The 17,412-nt window shown below is 48.8% G+C and carries 13 protein-coding genes and 1 tRNA gene; 8 read left to right on the top strand and 6 right to left on the bottom strand.

Translation table 11 applies throughout. The features are described 5' to 3' along the window. Positions 1–208 precede the first annotated feature (208 nt). The 4 genes from BEB54_RS16430 to actS form a co-directional block, all read right to left on the bottom strand. Positions 209–388 (bottom strand): GhoT/OrtT family toxin, encoded by a 180-nt coding sequence (locus BEB54_RS16430; protein ID WP_001301699.1) that lies wholly within the window; start codon positions 386–388, stop codon positions 209–211. 66 nt (positions 389–454) lie between these two features. Next, the gene (locus BEB54_RS16435; protein WP_123057311.1) at positions 455–2,065 is read right to left on the bottom strand and encodes a glycoside hydrolase family 15 protein; all 1,611 of its coding nucleotides are present in this window, start codon (positions 2,063–2,065) and stop codon (positions 455–457) included. Positions 2,066–2,298: 233 nt separating this feature from the next. Continuing rightward, positions 2,299–2,372, bottom strand: a tRNA-Gly gene (locus BEB54_RS16440). A 78-nt stretch (positions 2,373–2,450) separates the two neighbouring features. Then, positions 2,451–3,203, bottom strand: coding sequence for an amidase activator ActS (gene actS, locus BEB54_RS16445; RefSeq protein WP_105276698.1), 753 nt, complete (start codon positions 3,201–3,203; stop codon positions 2,451–2,453). Between the two features lie 415 nt (positions 3,204–3,618). On the opposite strand from actS, the gene xdhA reads away from it, so the two are divergent. From xdhA to xdhC, 3 genes are read left to right on the top strand one after another with little or no spacing between them, the layout of a single operon-like run. Beyond that, positions 3,619–5,916 (top strand): xanthine dehydrogenase molybdenum-binding subunit XdhA, encoded by a 2,298-nt coding sequence (gene xdhA / locus BEB54_RS16455; RefSeq protein ID WP_105276699.1) that lies wholly within the window; start codon positions 3,619–3,621, stop codon positions 5,914–5,916. Between the two features lie 10 nt (positions 5,917–5,926). Then, complete coding sequence (xdhB, locus tag BEB54_RS16460) at positions 5,927–6,805, top strand: xanthine dehydrogenase FAD-binding subunit XdhB (protein WP_105276700.1); 879 nt, start codon at positions 5,927–5,929, stop codon at positions 6,803–6,805. After that, entirely contained in the window at positions 6,802–7,281 is a 480-nt protein-coding gene (xdhC, locus tag BEB54_RS16465; protein WP_001016584.1) for a xanthine dehydrogenase iron sulfur-binding subunit XdhC, read from the top strand. Before xdhB ends, xdhC begins: the two co-directional genes overlap by 4 nt. A 39-nt stretch (positions 7,282–7,320) precedes the next feature. Here xdhC and BEB54_RS16470 read toward each other — a convergent pair whose 3' ends face one another. Then, entirely contained in the window at positions 7,321–9,099 is a 1,779-nt protein-coding gene (locus BEB54_RS16470; protein WP_105276701.1) for a sigma-54 interaction domain-containing protein, read from the bottom strand. A gap of 478 nt (positions 9,100–9,577) precedes the next feature. On the opposite strand from BEB54_RS16470, the gene ygeW reads away from it, so the two are divergent. Genes ygeW through arcC form a run of 5 tightly spaced genes read left to right on the top strand, consistent with a single transcriptional unit; the run spans position 9,578 to position 15,707 of the window. Continuing rightward, positions 9,578–10,765, top strand: coding sequence for a knotted carbamoyltransferase YgeW (ygeW, locus tag BEB54_RS16475; RefSeq protein WP_001360948.1), 1,188 nt, complete (start codon positions 9,578–9,580; stop codon positions 10,763–10,765). 58 nt (positions 10,766–10,823) lie between these two features. Then, a complete protein-coding gene (gene dpaL / locus BEB54_RS16480) occupies positions 10,824–12,020 on the top strand; it encodes a diaminopropionate ammonia-lyase (RefSeq protein ID WP_000110494.1) in 1,197 nt (398 codons plus the stop codon). Between the two features lie 57 nt (positions 12,021–12,077). Next, the gene (locus BEB54_RS16485; protein WP_001107125.1) at positions 12,078–13,289 is read left to right on the top strand and encodes a YgeY family selenium metabolism-linked hydrolase; all 1,212 of its coding nucleotides are present in this window, start codon (positions 12,078–12,080) and stop codon (positions 13,287–13,289) included. 52 nt (positions 13,290–13,341) lie between these two features. Then, positions 13,342–14,727 (top strand): D-phenylhydantoinase, encoded by a 1,386-nt coding sequence (gene hyuA, locus BEB54_RS16490; protein WP_105276822.1) that lies wholly within the window; start codon positions 13,342–13,344, stop codon positions 14,725–14,727. A gap of 47 nt (positions 14,728–14,774) precedes the next feature. Further along, the gene (gene arcC / locus BEB54_RS16495) at positions 14,775–15,707 is read left to right on the top strand and encodes a carbamate kinase (RefSeq protein ID WP_088541703.1); all 933 of its coding nucleotides are present in this window, start codon (positions 14,775–14,777) and stop codon (positions 15,705–15,707) included. A gap of 40 nt (positions 15,708–15,747) precedes the next feature. On the opposite strand, the gene yqeB is transcribed toward arcC, so the two are convergent. Continuing rightward, positions 15,748–17,373, bottom strand: a complete 1,626-nt coding sequence (gene yqeB, locus BEB54_RS16500; protein ID WP_001020405.1) for a selenium-dependent molybdenum cofactor biosynthesis protein YqeB — start codon at positions 17,371–17,373, stop codon at positions 15,748–15,750. Positions 17,374–17,412: the final 39 nt, after the last annotated feature.

Raw genomic sequence — 17,412 nt, forward strand, 5'->3', positions numbered from 1 at the left:
TCCTGTCCATATACAGATTTGTAACTGTTGATATGTTTTACTTAAACACACCTCGTATTTCTTATAACACTTGTTTGGTAACTATTTTCAATACAAATCATATTTGTTAGTTCTTCATTAACGCACTGCGAGTGTTTTGTTACTCCCCGCATATATTTTATTCTCCTGTTCGATTCTATTTTTCTTAATCGATCATATAATTTTCTTGTTAGTCGGATTTACGAATCATGAGACTTATAATGGAAGGAATGAGACTAAGCGGCCAGGTTAAACCTGTAATTATTGCAGCAAACAACCGATATGTTACTTTTTCTTCCGAGAAGATAAATATTAAAGTCGATGTCACAACCAGACCTATCAGGTAAGCTAACAGTAATTTATTGATCACTTTTACCTCCCCTTTCGATTTCTCTTTGAGCGGTCCTTTTAATCCAGGACCGCCTCATTATGAAAACTATTTATTTCCCTCATCATTGATAAGGTTGGACATCTCTTTCAACATGAGAGTCATTGAAGCTTTCGACCAATTTAGCGGAATGATAGGGCTTGGCGCTTCATGCAAAGTTCCCGACTTGTGGATATAGTTATAGCTTTCGGGAAGTGCCATTTCAGGTACACTCCTGCCATTTGCACCAATCATATTCTCGCCTGTTATTTGGGCCAATGATCTATTCATAAATTGCACTGAGTCATTCAAATACTCTTCTTTTCTTGATTCTTTATAAACAATTGCTGCTGATTTTGCATACCATGAGTCAAAAAACCATTCTGCTTCTGTTGATGGAATGAAGCTCTTTTCTCTTTTCGCATGTGAATTTTGATCGGTATCGGTTTTAATATCATTGAACCAAAAATTTGCCGACTGATAATTATCCTTCTCGTATCTTTTTATACCATACGGACCTGCTAGTTTTTTAACTATTTTTAGAACTTGCTCTTTTCTTCTGGTATTTATCTTTGAAAGATTTGCAGGATAAATAACATTAAGTAAGGCCGCATCAGCTTCTCTGTAATGTTTATCTTTTTCCAGATAACCTGGGGATTCTCCCCCTAAATCAAGCTGTAACGTTATTCTTTCATAACCTTTATCTATGAGGTGGTTCAACCTCGTTGTTGAAAGAGGTTCATCCAGTTCATTGGCTTTAGCTTCGCGTAGTAAATCAGAGACAAAAACAGAGTCTTTCTTCGAGAGTAAGTTCGACAAACGTTCCAGTCCAGAGGTCACCAGTGCAACGGAAGATGTGTTTAATCTGGCATCTTCTTCCCACGCTCCGGAATCTTCCATAACATAGAAATTGGCTTTATCCAGATAAGCAATCAGCAGCGCAACCGATTTTAATCGGTCACCTTTTTGCCAATCTTCAGCGTTAATAGTACCAGTATTGATTGCTTGTATAAGGAGATCAAGATAAAGACCTAACGCATCATTTTGTTTATGGTTCCACAGCTGCGGCTTGCCTTCTTCCTGCACATCTGCCATCACGGGGGAGTTGCTGTCAAATCGGATATGCACAGCATTCATTTGCCCAGGAATACCATCCAGTCGTTTTGGGTTGCTAATGACGTCCTGCATCCGCTTAATCTGGTCGGGCGTAGACATATAATCCCACAGAGTGAGCAGAACCTTTTTTGCGGCTACACTATTTCCCTGATCTGATACTAATGCCATATAGCCCCATAAACTATCCCTCAGCCAGACAGCATCATAGTGGGTTTCTGCCGCTGTTTTGTCATCTTCGAAAGTAGAAGCAAGAATAAATGTTCCCCAGGGTTTCTCCGTCAACGTTAACTTTCGTGTATTTTCTGTTAATGTTAACAATCCTTGAATTTCGTCTTTGGTATAGTGGCTCTTTATTTCATTTTTTAATTTGGCTGAGTGAATCAGAAGACGATAATTAGGATACTTATCTGGATTTAACGATAAATAACTTTTATCAGTTGCCGCCCCTGTGGAATTAAGAATGTTAAATACAGATTCACTCGTCACTTCTGCCCCTGTCGCCTGGCATGTGCCGCATGAAAATATACCAGCGAGCAGAAGAGTTAATGCAGATTTCCCTTTCATAAAATATTCCATCTATCGTTTGTTAAAAGCGTAGATAACCACTTATTTAACAACTTGAAAATAAGGTATTTTACCTGGGTTGTTACAAAAGGATTGCATTGCGTAAACGCTTTTTATTTACAAAAAAATGGGGAAGTGTTACAGCGATTGTGAAAAGTCTGAAGCAATTGAATTAAGATAATATAGAAAATCAGATACAGCAAAAATGGCAGATTGATGAGGTGAAGATAAATTGGAGCGGGCGAAGGGAATCGAACCCTCGTATAGAGCTTGGGAAGCTCTCGTTCTACCATTGAACTACGCCCGCTTCGAGATGCGTAAGGCATTATAAACCTTACGCTCTCCTTAGCAAGTGCCGCGCTGCTGACTGCTGATTAATTCGCCATCAGCATTTTGGCTTGCTGCCCTGAGGCGGCAAGTAACGTAGCGGATCAATTGCCGTTGCACGGTAACGAATCTGGAAATGCAGGCGAACCGATGCCGCATCAGTGCTCCCCATAGTGGCGATTTTTTGCCCAGCCTTCACGCTTTGCCCATTATTTACCAGCATCGTGTCATTATGGGCGTAAGCCGTAATGTAATCTTCACTGTGTTTAATCATGATGAGATTACCGTAGCCACGCAGCTGGTTGCCCACATACACCACCTTTCCTGCACCCGCGGCGTAAATAGGTGTACCCCGTGGAGCTGAGATATCAATCCCTTTATTGCCGCCATCAGCTGTCGAATACGGCATGATAACTTTCCCTGTCGTTGGCCATAACCAACAACGTTGCCCTACTGGCGGCCAGGAAGATTTTGGTACTGCTGATGACGGTGTAACCGATGCGGTTTTGGTCGTTGATTTGGCGGTTGATTTACGTGTACTGCTACTTTTCGCCCCACCCAGTTTTAGTTTCTGACCAACTTCAATGGTGTAAGGGGGGGAAATGCCGTTCAGCCGCGCCAGCTCTTTTACGCTGGTTCCCGTGGTGCGCGAAATACGATATAGCGTATCCCCCCGTTTCACGGTGTAAACGGAGCCGGAATACGTTCCTGTATCGGATGATTTGCTACCCGAACAGCCCGCCATAAGCAGTCCAACCGATAACAACATCACGATACCCAGAGATTTTTTATTCAGGCGTCCCGCACTCAAAATCTTTCCTCGCTTAAAAAACAAGACGCCATATCATAGCAGCCAGCCTCTGGATACCCAATCTCTCGCTTCTGGAAAAACGAGGTAATTGAGAAAGAGATTAATTTCATTTGGCAAAGGGAAGTATCATAAGCAAAATATTTGCTGTGGTGGTATCGAAGTTCCTGACTCTTTTACCCTATTTCCCATCCTGATGCGTAATAATCCTGATTTATCACATTGATTTTATCGCCACTCATATTGATACGTATCACTGTCCCTATTCAGGGTCCTGTTTCGTATCGTATCTGTATTTTTTTAACGTCATCACACTTCCTTCCTCCCCTAACGTTTATCGTCGTTTCTGGCGTAAATCTTGCCTGCTTAGACTAAATCTTTGCCATAAGAACCAAATGTTCAAATCGAGGGGATTTCTATGGAAGCGCGGGAAGCAACCGCTACGGGTGAATCATGCATGCGCGTCGATGCCATTGCTAAGGTCACTGGGCGGGCACGATATACTGACGATTATGTTATGGCGGGCATGTGTTACGCGAAATATGTACGTAGCCCTATCGCACATGGTTATGCCGTAAGTATTAATGATGAACAAGCCAGAAGTTTACCAGGCGTACTGGCAATTTTTACCTGGGAAGATGTACCTGATATCCCATTCGCTACAGCTGGGCATGCCTGGACACTTGACGAAAACAAGCGCGATACCGCCGATCGCGCACTGCTAACTCGCCATGTTCGTCATCATGGTGACGCCGTTGCCATCGTCGTGGCCCGTGATGAACTCACGGCAGAAAAAGCGGCGCAATTGGTCAGCATTGAGTGGCAAGAATTACCCGTTATCACCACGCCAGAAGCGGCGCTGGCAGATGACGCTGCACCAATCCATAACGGCGGCAATTTACTAAAACAAAGCTCGATGTCGACGGGTAATGTCCAACAAACAATCGATGCCGCCGATTACCAGGTGCAGGGGCACTATCAGACTCCCGTTATTCAACATTGTCATATGGAAAGCGTGACATCGCTGGCATGGATGGAGGATGACTCTCGAATTACCATCGTTTCCAGCACCCAGATCCCGCACATTGTTCGCCGCGTGGTTGGTCAGGCGCTGGGTATTCCCTGGTCATGCGTACGAGTCATCAAACCGTTTGTCGGTGGCGGTTTTGGTAATAAACAGGATGTGCTGGAAGAGCCCATGGCGGCTTTTCTGACCAGCAAGCTCGGCGGCATTCCGGTGAAAGTTTCCCTTAGCCGTGAAGAGTGTTTCCTCGCAACCCGTACCCGCCACGCTTTTACTATTGACGGGCAAATGGGCGTAAACCGAGACGGAACGTTGAAAGGCTATAGTCTGGATGTTCTGTCTAACACAGGCGCTTATGCATCTCACGGGCACTCCATCGCTTCTGCGGGCGGGAATAAAGTCGCTTACCTTTATCCTCGTTGTGCCTACGCTTACAGTTCAAAGACCTTTTATACCAACCTCCCCTCGGCTGGAGCGATGCGCGGTTATGGCGCGCCACAAGTCGTATTTGCCGTTGAGTCAATGCTTGATGACGCCGCGACAGCGTTAAATATTGATCCTATTGAAATTCGTTTACGCAACGCCGCCCGCGAAGGAGATGCTAATCCGCTCACGGGCAAACGTATTTACAGCGCAAGGTTGCCGGAGTGTCTTGAAAAAGGCCGGAAAATCTTTGAATGGGAAAAACGCCGTGCAGAATGCCAGAACCAGCAAGGCAATTTACGCCGCGGCGTTGGCGTCGCCTGTTTTAGCTACACCTCTAACACCTGGCCTGTCGGCGTAGAAATAGCCGGCGCGCGCCTTCTGATGAATCAGGATGGAACCATCAATGTGCAAAGCGGCGCGACGGAAATCGGCCAGGGTGCCGACACCGTGTTCTCGCAAATGGTGGCAGAAACCGTAGGGGTTCCGGTCAGCGACGTTCGCGTTATTTCAACACAAGATACCGACGTTACGCCGTTCGATCCCGGCGCATTTGCCTCACGCCAGAGCTATGTTGCCGCGCCTGCATTGCGCAGTGCGGCACTGTTATTAAAAGAAAAAATCATCGCTCACGCCGCTGTCATGCTACATCAGTCAGCGATGAATCTGACCCTAATAAAAGGCCATATCGTGCTGGTTGAACGACCGGAAGAATCGTTATTGTCGTTAAAAGATTTGGCGATGGACGCTTTCTACCACCCTGAACGCGGCGGGCAGCTCTCTGCCGAAAGCTCCATCAAAACCACCACTAACCCACCAGCATTTGGCTGTACCTTTGTTGATCTGACGGTCGATATTGCGCTGTGCAAAGTCACCATCAACCGCATCCTCAACGTTCATGATTCGGGTCATATTCTTAATCCGTTGCTGGCAGAAGGTCAGGTACACGGCGGAATGGGGATGGGCATTGGCTGGGCGCTATTTGAAGAAATGATCATCGATGCGAAAAGCGGCGTGGTCCGTAACCCCAATCTGCTGGATTACAAAATGCCGACCATGCCAGATCTGCCACAACTGGAAAGCGCGTTCGTCGAAATCAATGAGCCGCAATCCGCATACGGACATAAGTCACTGGGTGAGCCACCAATAATTCCTGTTGCCGCTGCTATTCGTAACGCGGTGAAAATGGCTACCGGTGTTGCAATCAATACACTGCCGCTGACGCCAAAACGGTTATATGAAGAGTTCCATCTGGCAGGATTGATTTGAGGATAACATCATGTTTGATTTTGCTTCTTACCATCGCGCAGCATCCCTTGCCGATGCAATAAACCTGCTGGCTGACAACCCACAGGCCAAACTGCTCGCCGGTGGCACTGACGTACTGATTCAGCTCCACCATCACAATGACCGTTATCGCCATATTGTTGATATCCACAATCTGACGGAGCTTCGTGGAATTACGCTAGCGGAAGATGACTCGCTACGCATCGGCTCAGCAACGACATTTACCCAGCTCATTGAAGATCCTGTAACTCAACGTCATCTCCCGGCGTTATGTGCTGCGGCCTCGTCCATTGCTGGACCGCAGATCCGTAACGTCGCTACCTACGGAGGAAATATTTGCAATGGAGCCACCAGCGCGGATTCTGCCACGCCAACGCTAATTTATGATGCGAAGCTGGAGATCCACTCCCCGCGCGGTGTTCATTTCGTCCCGATTAATGGCTTCCACACCGGACCGGGCAAAGTATCCCTTGAGCATGACGAAATCCTTGTCGCCTTTCATTTTCCGCCCCAGCCGAAAGAACACGCAGGCAGCGCCCATTTTAAATATGCCATGCGCGATGCGATGGATATTTCAACGATTGGCTGTGCCGCACATTGCCGACTGGATAACGGCAATTTCAGCGAATTACGCCTGGCATTTGGCGTTGCCGCGCCAACGCCGATTCGCTGCCAACATGCCGAACAAACTGCACAAAATGCGCCATTAAACCTGCAAACGCTGGAAGCCATCAGCGAATCAGTCCTGCAGGATGTCGCCCCGCGTTCTTCATGGCGGGCCAGCAAAGAGTTTCGTCTGCATCTCATCCAGACGATGACTAAAAAAGTGATTAGCGAAGCCGTCGCCGCGGCGGGGGGAAAATTGCAATGAATCACAGCGAAACAATTACCATCGCATGCACCATTAACGGGATACCTTTTCAGCTTCACGCCGCGCCAGGCACGCCGCTCTCGGAATTACTCCGCGAACAAGGGCTGCTAAGCGTCAAGCAAGGTTGCTGCGTGGGTGAATGTGGTGCCTGTACGGTGCTGGTCGACGGTACTGCGATAGACAGTTGCTTATACCTTGCCGCCTGGGCTGAAGGCAAAGAAATCCGCACGCTGGAAGGTGAAGCGAAAGGCGGAAAACTTTCTCATGTCCAGCAAGCTTATGCGAAATCCGGCGCGGTGCAGTGCGGGTTTTGTACGCCTGGCCTGATTATGGCTACCACGGCAATGCTGGCGAAACCACGCGAGAAGCCATTAACTATTACGGAGATTCGTCGCGGCCTGGCGGGAAATCTTTGTCGCTGCACGGGGTATCAGATGATTGTAAATACAGTTCTGGATTGCGAGAAAACGAAGTAAAAGGATATCCGGCCTGAACTCAGGCCGGATTTACTGAGGTTATGCGTTTAACAACTCATATTTCTTTATCTTGCGATAGAGCGTAGCAATGCCGATACCCAGTTCATCAGCAACTTGCTTCTTGCTGCTATGACGTGAAAGCGCCTCGCGGATCATTTGCTTTTCCATCTCCTCCAGCGCCGTGCCGCCCGCATCATCGAGTGCCAAGTGCGCCTCGCTGACCTCTGTTACATCACTTTGCTCCGTTGTGCCATTATTCAGCAAATTTGGAGGCAATAGCGTGCTGTCGATAACTTCACCTGAAGGAACAACGTTAACCAGATATTCCATTAAATTGCTTAACTCGCGCAGGTTTCCGGGCCAACGATGCTTACGCAATATCTCGACGACATCGGGAGCAATGCCAGGATAAACCGATCCCAGACGACGGGTATGCAGATGTAAAAAGTAATGTACCAGCAGTTCAATATCTTCCTGACGTTCACGCAGCGGTGGAAGAGTGATCGGGATAACATTGAGTCGGTAGAAGAGATCTTCGCGGAATTTACCTTCGGCAATGAACTGGGCCAAATTCTGGTTAGTTGCAGAAATGATTCGGATGTCGACCTGAATTGGGCTACTGGCACCAATCGGCAGTATTTCACGCGCCTCAATAGCGCGCAGTAATTTAGCCTGCAACATTAATGGCATATCACCAATTTCATCGAGAAACAGCGTGCCCGTATTCGCCGCCTGAATCAACCCTGTTTTACCGTTGGCTGAAGCGCCAGTAAATGCGCCTTTAACATAACCGAATAGTTCGCTCTCCAGAAGTTGTTCAGGAATCGCGGCACAGTTGATAGCAATAAAGGGTTTATTTCGTCTTCCACTCAACTTATGGATTGCACGCGCGACGACTTCTTTACCCGTGCCGCTTTCACCAACCACCATAACGCTGGATGGGCTGGGCGCAATACGGCTAATGAGTCGTTTTAATTGCCGCATAACACGGCACTCGCCAACCAATTGTTCAATATGCGGTTCATCAGGTGCATTTGCTACAGAAAAACTGGTATGCGATTGGTGAAACGCCATTAAAAATAATTGTCTGCCCTGAATGTTATGCAATTGGCCAATGATTAATTCACTTTTATCGTCCCACGAAACAATATGTTGCATATGTCCGTGGGTAAAATTACTCTCAAATGTTAATGGTCTGAAACGGATAGGTTTCCCAATAATATTATTTTGCACAACACCGAGTGTTTTTAAGGCCGTCTGATTAACAAACTGAACCCGATTATCGTCATCAACAACTAATACGCCCTGATCCATATTATCGATCATGGTCGCGAATATTTTACTGATGTTATCTCCTGGTCCCTGATCCTCCAGAAGTTTCGAAACAAAAATGGTGGATATATGGCGAACGTAATCAGAAAACTCGCGTAAATTATCACTGATATGTTCTTGTTGCTCGTGGGTAACTGCAATCAAACTTATCACCCCAACACAACGATCCTGTAAAATGACAGGCGTACCCAGAAATGCTTTTTCGCGACAATTATCTTTATTATCGCAACCTTCGCAAAGGGGATCGAAGCGAGACTGTGTCACAACTTTTTCAGTTTTCGTTTCCAGGACGTGGCGGAGCAGGCGTGAGTTGCCGCTCAACTGGCGGCCAAGAAACTTCCCATACGCGCCCGTTCCGGCGACGCGACACAAGTTTTCATCAACGATCTCAACCTCAAGCTGCAAAACGCTGGCAAGCATTCTGGCAAAACGCTGAATTGTCGGTTGAATTTGCATCAATACTGACTGCGTAGTAGCAAGCTCCATAGCTTTACCTTCCAGACTTACTTAAAAGTCGATCATTGAAGACGTTGATGGTTCACAGATCATCATGATATTAACTCAGGCGAAATTGGCTTTGATAAAAACATAAGGTTTTTATCACTTTCTAATGAAATTATGGAAGAGATATCACATTTCTATATCAATATGAGAATTACAGCGGTGAGTTTATCAAACTGACGAGGGATAGCCTGCCCCTTTATCTTATTTCTGATACTTAGCAGCAAATAAACAACGCAATAAAAAAAGCCAAACGTTTTCGTATTTTACACACAACCGGAAGCTGGCATCAATTTGTGATCTACACCACACATTACCCGTCAAATTAGTCTTTTATAGCCGTGTGGATAATTCTGGCACACTTATTGTTAGTCCCTGGTATAGCTGTGAAAACACCAATCACTTTGGCAAGTCACAGTGAAATAAACCACTTTGCCTGTCATTCCACTACCGGGACTTTATGATGAAAACTGTTAATGAGCTGATTAAGGATATCAATTCGCTGACCTCTCACCTTCACGAGAAAGATTTTTTGTTAACGTGGGAACAGACGCCTGATGAACTGAAACAAGTACTGGACGTTGCCGCAGCATTAAAAGCACTGCGTGCTGAAAACATCTCAACCAAAGTCTTTAATAGTGGATTAGGTATTTCCGTATTCCGCGACAACTCCACCCGTACCCGCTTCTCTTATGCTTCCGCGCTTAACCTGCTCGGCCTTGCACAGCAAGATCTCGACGAAGGCAAATCACAAATCGCTCACGGCGAAACCGTACGTGAAACCGCCAATATGATCTCCTTCTGCGCCGACGCTATTGGTATTCGTGACGATATGTATCTGGGCGCAGGTAACGCCTATATGCGTGAAGTTGGCGCTGCGCTTGATGACGGCTACAAGCAGGGCGTGCTTCCACAGCGTCCGGCTTTAGTGAACCTACAATGCGATATCGACCATCCGACTCAGTCAATGGCTGACCTGGCATGGTTGCGTGAACACTTTGGTTCGCTCGAAAACCTGAAAGGTAAAAAAATCGCCATGACTTGGGCATACTCGCCAAGCTACGGCAAACCGCTCTCTGTACCGCAAGGCATTATCGGCCTGATGACCCGCTTCGGTATGGATGTCACCCTGGCCCATCCGGAAGGCTACGATTTGATCCCGGATGTAGTTGAAGTAGCTAAAAATAATGCTAAAGCCTCTGGCGGTAGCTTCCGTCAGGTCACCAGCATGGAAGAAGCCTTCAAAGACGCAGACATCGTTTATCCGAAGTCATGGGCACCTTACAAAGTGATGGAAGAGCGTACTGAACTGCTGCGTGCGAACGATCACGAAGGCTTAAAAGCACTGGAAAAACAGTGTCTGGCACAGAACGCGCAACACAAAGACTGGCATTGCACTGAAGAGATGATGGAACTGACCCGTGATGGCGAAGCCCTGTACATGCACTGCCTGCCAGCAGATATCAGCGGCGTATCCTGCAAAGAAGGTGAAGTCACTGAAGGCGTATTCGAAAAATACCGTATCGCGACCTACAAAGAAGCCAGCTGGAAGCCATACATCATCGCAGCAATGATCCTTTCCCGTAAATATTCCAAACCAGGCGCACTGCTCGAACAACTGCTGAAAGAAGCGCAAGAACGCGTGAAATAACCCCCTCGGGCCGATCGACAGGTCGGCTCTCTATTTCCAGAGGCCAAAAGGATAGGATATGTCCGTTTTCTCATTGAAGATTGATATCGCCGATAACAAATTTTTCAACGGCGAAACATCACCGCTCTTTTCGCAAAGCCAGGCAAAACTGGCGCGCCAGTTCCACCAGAAAATTGCTGGCTATCGCCCAACACCACTTTGCGCGCTGGACGATCTCGCAAACCTTTTTGGGGTGAAAAAAATTCTCGTTAAGGACGAATCAAAACGATTCGGTCTGAACGCATTCAAAATGCTCGGCGGCGCATATGCCATCGCTCAGTTGTTGTGCGAAAAATATCATCTTGATATCGAAACACTGTCATTCGAGCATCTGAAAAATGCCATCGGCGAAAAAATGACATTTGCTACAACGACCGACGGCAACCACGGGCGCGGTGTTGCCTGGGCAGCACAGCAACTCGGTCAGAACGCGGTAATTTACATGCCGAAAGGTTCCGCTCAGGAACGCGTTGACGCCATTCTGAACCTCGGAGCCGAGTGCATCGTCACTGATATGAACTATGACGATACCGTTCGCCTGACCATGCAACACGCGCAGCAACACGGCTGGGAAGTGGTGCAAGATACCGCCTGGGAAGGCTACACCAAAATCCCAACCTGGATCATGCAGGGCTATGCCACTCTGGCAGATGAAGCCGTCGAGCAAATGCGTGAAATGGGCGTAACCCCAACTCACGTTCTGCTGCAAGCCGGTGTCGGCGCGATGGCCGGCGGCGTACTGGGTTATCTGGTCGACGTCTACAGCCCGCAAAACCTGCACAGCATTATTGTTGAACCTGACAAAGCTGACTGTATCTATCGTTCTGGTGTCAAAGGCGACATCGTCAACGTTGGCGGCGATATGGCCACTATCATGGCGGGCCTGGCTTGCGGCGAACCTAACCCACTGGGCTGGGAAATCCTACGTAACTGCGCCACCCAATTCATCTCCTGCCAGGACAGCGTTGCCGCATTAGGTATGCGCGTGCTGGGTAATCCGTACGGCAACGACCCGCGCATCATCTCCGGTGAATCCGGCGCTGTCGGTTTGGGCGTTCTCGCGGCGGTTCATTATCACCCGCAACGTCAAAGCCTGATGGAAAAACTAGCGCTGAACAAAGATGCAGTGGTGCTGGTTATCAGCACTGAAGGCGACACCGACGTGAAGCACTACCGCGAAGTTGTCTGGGAAGGCAAACACTCTGTAGCACCTTAATCACCCTATTGGAACTGCTCCCCGCAAAACGGGGAGTAAAAAATCTGGAGAAAAATAATGGCTAAGAATATTCCATTCAAACTGATTCTTGAAAAAGCAAAAGATTACCAGGCAGACATGACTCGCTTCCTGCGCGACATGGTTGCGATCCCCAGCGAAAGCTGCGACGAAAAACGCGTAGTGCATCGTATTAAAGAAGAGATGGAAAAAGTCGGCTTCGATAAAGTTGAAATCGACCCGATGGGCAACGTTCTCGGTTATATCGGTCACGGCCCGCGTCTGGTGGCAATGGATGCTCATATTGATACCGTCGGCATTGGCAACATCAAAAACTGGGACTTCGATCCGTACGAAGGCATGGAAACTGATGAACTGATCGGTGGTCGCGGTACTTCCGACCAGGAAGGCGGCATGGCCTCTATGGTTTATGCCGGTAAAATCATTAAAGACCTCGGTCTGGAAGATGAATATACCCTGCTGGTTACCGGTACGGTGCAGGAAGAAGACTGCGACGGTCTGTGCTGGCAGTACATTATTGAACAATCCGGCATTCGCCCGGAATTTGTGGTCAGTACTGAACCGACTGATTGCCAGGTATACCGTGGTCAACGCGGTCGTATGGAAATTCGCATTGATGTTCAGGGTGTTAGCTGCCACGGTTCTGCACCAGAACGCGGTGACAACGCCATTTTCAAAATGGGTCCGATTCTTGGCGAATTACAAGAACTCTCCCAGCGCCTGGGCTATGATGAATTCCTCGGCAAAGGCACCCTCACCGTTTCTGAAATTTTCTTCACATCCCCAAGCCGTTGCGCTGTAGCAGATAGCTGCGCAGTTTCAATCGACCGTCGTCTGACCTGGGGCGAAACCTGGGAAGGCGCGCTGGACGAAATCCGCGCCCTGCCTGCGGTACAGAAAGCTAACGCGGTTGTTTCTATGTACAACTACGACCGTCCGTCCTGGACTGGCCTGGTTTACCCAACCGAATGCTACTTCCCGACCTGGAAAGTGGAAGAAGATCACTTCACTGTTAAAGCACTGGTGAATGCCTACGAAGGTCTGTTTGGCAAAGCGCCGGTTGTTGATAAGTGGACCTTCTCAACTAACGGCGTATCTATCATGGGTCGTCACGGCATTCCGGTGATCGGCTTTGGCCCGGGTAAAGAACCTGAAGCGCATGCACCTAACGAAAAAACCTGGAAATCTCACCTGGTGACCTGTGCCGCGATGTACGCTGCAATCCCGTTAAGCTGGCTGGCAACCGAATAATTACTCTTCACTTATTCCCCTCCGGTTCGCCGGAGGGTTTTTGGAGTTTGCTATGCGCGTATTGATCAAAAACGGCACTGTCGTTAACGCAGATGGACAAGCCAAACAAGATTTGCTGATTGAAAGCGGGATTGTTCGCCAGTTGGGCTCCGATATTTCGCCGCAGCTCCCTTATGAAGAAATTGATGCTACTGGCTGTTACGTTTTCCCTGGCGGCGTAGATGTCCATACACACTTCAATATTGATGTCGGCATCGCGCGCAGTTGTGATGATTTTTTTACCGGTACCCGCGCAGCTGCGTGTGGCGGTACAACAACCATTATTGACCATATGGGATTTGGACCAAATGGCTGCCGATTACGCCATCAACTGGAAGTTTATCGTGGTTATGCCGCCCATAAAGCGGTTATTGACTACAGCTTTCACGGTGTTATCCAGCACATTAATCACGCCATCCTCGACGAAATTCCGATGATGGTCGAAGAAGGGCTGAGCAGTTTTAAACTCTATTTAACCTATCAATATAAACTCAACGATGATGAAGTGTTGCAGGCATTACGCCGCTTGCATGAGTCTGGCGCACTGACCACCGTGCACCCGGAAAATGACGCGGCTATCGCCAGCAAGCGGGCGGAGTTTATTGCCGCAGGGTTAACCGCGCCGCGCTATCACGCCTTGAGTCGCCCTCTGGAATGCGAAGCGGAAGCCATCGCCCGCATGATTAACCTGGCACAAATTGCCGGTAACGCCCCGCTCTATATCGTCCACCTCTCTAACGGCTTAGGTCTGGATTATCTGCGTCTTGCCCGCGCGAATCAGCAGCCAGTCTGGGTTGAAACCTGCCCGCAATATCTCCTGCTGGACGAACGCAGTTACGATACAGAAGACGGCATGAAGTTCATTCTTAGCCCACCACTGCGTAACGTACGCGAGCAGGACAAACTGTGGTGTGGCATTAGTGATGGTGCGATTGACGTGGTGGCGACCGATCACTGCACCTTCTCGATGGCTCAACGCCTGCAAATTTCTAAAGGCGATTTCAGTCGCTGCCCAAATGGCTTACCCGGTGTGGAAAACCGCATGCAGTTACTGTTTTCCAGTGGAGTGATGACGGGACGTATAACACCGGAACGTTTTGTTGAACTAACCAGTGCAATGCCCGCCAGGCTGTTTGGCCTGTGGCCGCAAAAAGGGATATTAGCGCCCGGTTCCGATGGTGACGTGGTGATTATCGACCCACGTCAGAGCCAACAAATTCAGCATAGCCATCTCCACGACAACGCCGACTACTCGCCCTGGGAGGGGTTTACCTGTCAGGGCGCGATTGTCAGAACATTATCCCGTGGTGAAACGATTTTCTGTGACGGCACCTTTACAGGTAAAGCCGGGCGAGGTCGTTTCCTGCGACGCAAACCGTTTGTCCCTCCCGTGCTCTAACCACTGCCAGGGATCTATACACAATCAAGAATGATGAGTGAGGAAAAATGAGTAAGAAAATTGTTCTCGCCCTGGGCGGGAATGCGCTGGGCGACGATCTAGCCGGACAAATGAAAGCGGTAAAAATTACGTCTCAGGCAATTGTTGATTTAATTGCCCAGGGACATGAGGTCATCGTCACTCATGGTAACGGGCCGCAGGTAGGCATGATTAACCAGGCCTTTGAAGCCGCCGCAAAAACTGAAGCGCACTCGCCAATGCTGCCGATGTCTGTCTGTGTTGCCTTAAGCCAGGGATATATTGGTTACGATTTGCAAAACGCCTTAAGGGAAGAGTTGCTCTCCCGTGGCATTCATAAACCCGTTGTCACTCTGGTGACCCAGGTCGAAGTCGACGCTAACGATCCGGCATTCCTCAACCCGACCAAACCGATCGGTTCGTTCTTTACCGAGCAGGAAGCTGAACTTCTGACAAAACAGGGCTACACCCTGAAAGAAGATGCTGGTCGCGGCTATCGCCGTGTTGTTGCTTCACCAAAACCGGTTGATATCATTGAAAAAGAGACGGTAAAAGCGCTGGTAGAAGCAGGCCAGGTGGTGATCACCGTTGGCGGTGGTGGCATTCCTGTTATTCGTGAAGGCAACCATCTGCGCGGTGCCAGTGCGGTTATCGATAAAGACTGGGCCAGCGCCCGTTTAGCAGAAATGATTGATGCCGATATGCTGATCATTCTGACTGCGGTAGAAAAAGTGGCCATTAACTTCGGTAAAGAGAACGAACAGTGGCTCGATCGCCTGTCATTAAGTGATGCTGAACGCTTTATCGAAGAAGGTCATTTTGCGAAAGGTTCTATGCTGCCTAAAGTGGAAGCAGCCGCCTCGTTTGCTCGCTCTCGCGCTGGACGCGAAGCACTGATTACCGTATTGAGCAAAGCGAAAGAAGGGATTGAAGGCAAAACCGGAACGGTGATTTGTCAGTAATTTAAAGGCCGGGTGGGTAATACCATCCGGCCATTTTCATTTAAGCCACTTCCAGCACTTCTTTTGTCGCTTTAACGCCCTGATGCATCAACATCATTAACGCCTCAAGTACGCCGCCGCCAATTGCCCGGGCTTTATCAGAAACGCTGGTGAAATCAGCCGTTTCACCACGTGGATCGATATCACCAATTTTAAAACCACCGACCACCGCCAGTCCGTCGTTCAACAAGCCACGCACCATCCCCGTCAATGGTGCTTTAATTTCATGCTCACCAATCCAGGCAATCACATCGCCCTCTTTCACCAGATCGCCTAATTTCACGTTGGATCGCATAATGCCTGCAGCAGGAGCACGGATCACCCGTCGGGTGGTATGCCCCATAATATTGCCGGGAACACCGGTATTCTCCTGCGCACAACCAGAGTAAATCACCTGACCGAGCCAGTGCCCGCGATTTGTTTCAATTACCGCATGGCAATCCTTCCCAGCAGTAAAGCCCGGCCCAAGCGCGATTGTTACTGGTGCCATATCTGCCCGCGTACCCAAATTCTGTTTCGCCAGAATAGCGTCCACCACGCAAAGCGGTTTCAGTTCATCAAGCAATGAACAGGCGGGATCTACCATCACAGGGATGAATCCGCGTTCGGTAAGTTTCATCGCCTCAGCAGAGCTGGTTGCCAGACGGGCAGTAACACCTTCGACCGTCATTTCGCCGTCGAACACAGCCTGGGCAAACGCCACGGTACAACGAATCACCGTCGGCTTTTCCACTTCCAGCATGATCACTTTAAAACCCGCATGATACAGACGTAGCGCCACACCACTGGCGATATCCCCCGCACCGCGAATCACCACCAGCTGGTGTCCGGAAGGATGAGAAGGTTTCATCATCAGCCCACCCGGCGCGTTATTTTTCACCTGTAATATTTCTGCCAGCACGCTGATGGCGATCTCCTGCGGCGTTTCCGCACCTATGTTGTAACCAACGGGCGCATGTAAACGGGCAATATGTTCTTCAGCCACGCCTTTCTCACGCAATTGACGTAGGAAAAGCTGAACCTTGCGGCGACTTGCCAGCAACCCCAGCCATGCAATGGGCTGTTCAATGAGTTTGTCGAGGGCTTCACGATCCTGATTATTCGTGGCAATCAGGACAAAATTATCAGGGCGAATATCCAGTGCTTCCACTGCCGCACCAAACGACTCAGCATGGAGAAGCGTGGTTGATGGTGGGAATAATTCAGGATTAAGGCTTTCGCGATAAATATCGGCAACGGCAATATCAAATCCTAATAGCGCCGCACTCTGGGCTATCGCCCGGTTGACATGCCCCGCGCCAATCAACACCAGACGAGGACGCATACCATGGACGCTGATAAACACGGACATTGCACCTCCACAATCTGACCCGACAGCATCCACACCGTTACGAGCCATACGTCCATGGAATAATCGCGGCTTACGTTCCTGCAATGCCTGAAGCGACTCTTCAATCACCTTCCGCTCAACCATTCCACCACCAATTGTACCGACGATAGAACCATCGGCGCGCACTAACATTTGTGCAGAATGGCGGGGAGTCGAGCCTCGGCTATCAACAATTTGCGCCATCGCAAACGGACAATTTTGCTCTTCAAGTTTTGCAGCCTCTGTGAAAATATTCATACCAACCTCAATGGATATCCTTTCAGTAACCCGGAATAC

It is taken from the genome of Escherichia sp. MOD1-EC6021 (genome assembly GCF_002965245.1).
GTDB classification, from domain to species: Bacteria; Pseudomonadota; Gammaproteobacteria; order Enterobacterales; family Enterobacteriaceae; genus Escherichia; species Escherichia coli_F.